The organism is Caballeronia calidae, assembly GCF_900044055.2.
Taxonomy (GTDB): Bacteria; Pseudomonadota; Gammaproteobacteria; order Burkholderiales; family Burkholderiaceae; genus Caballeronia; species Caballeronia calidae.
Genome location: NZ_FCOX02000311.1, coordinates 1 through 910 on the forward strand (window position 1 = coordinate 1; position 910 = coordinate 910).

Here is a 910-nt window from a genome sequence, read left to right on the forward strand (position 1 = left end):
AACCCTGTTCGAGTCCCAGGCGGGTACACCCCAAGGGGGTGTCATTTCGCCCGTGATCGCGAATATGGCGTTGGATGGGCTTGAAGCAGCAGTAGATGCAAGCGTGGGAACATCCACACTTGTCCGCAGAAAGGCTCAGCTCAACGTCGTCCGCTATGCCGATGACTTTGTGGTAACTGGCGTGTCGAAAGATGTGCTGGAATCCCGGGTGCTTCCGGCAGTCAGGCAGTTCATGGCGGATCGGGGTCTGGAACTCTCGGAAGAGAAAACCCGGATCACGAACATAGCGGCGGGTTTCGATTTCCTCGGCCAGAACGTGCGCAAGTACGACGGCAAGCTGCTGATCAAGCCAGCGAACAAGAGCATCAAGTCGCTGCTTGACAAGGCCAGGGGAATCATCAAGGACAACGCGAGCGCCACGCAGGAGGCGTTGATACGCCAGCTTAACCCTGTGATCCGGGGATGGGCCCAGTATCACCGTCACGTCGTGTCGAAAGTGATCTTCTCCTCAATCGACTCACACATCTGGCGATGGCTCTGGAAATGGGCGAAGCGTCGACACCCCATGAAAGGAGCCCGGTGGGTCAGACAACGGTACTTCCGGCGCGACGGATACCGGTTCTGGGATTTTGCGACAAAGGGTTCAACCGAGGGTGACACCTGCGGCCTGCAACTCTTCCGCGCAGCGACGGTCGTGATTCAGCGGCACGTCAAAATCCGGGGGCTGGCCAATCCGTTTGATCCGGCATGGGATCCCTACTTTGCCCGCCGTCGAACCGCGAAACGCTCCGCCAGGTTGCCCGGTGCCACCCCATGGTGCTGAAGCAATGGCTTGAGCCGGATGCGGGGTGACCCGCACGTCCGGTTCTCAGGGGGCGGCGGCGCAGTGATGCGCCGCTGCTACCCGACA

Annotated in this window: 1 protein-coding gene; it reads left to right on the plus strand. The window is 60.1% G+C overall.

The window, feature by feature from the left end; translation table 11 throughout:
• Positions 1-823 (plus strand): group II intron maturase-specific domain-containing protein (locus AWB78_RS42810; RefSeq protein ID WP_269768992.1); only part of this gene is annotated, 823 nt, incomplete at its 5' end.
• Positions 824-910: the final 87 nt, after the last annotated feature.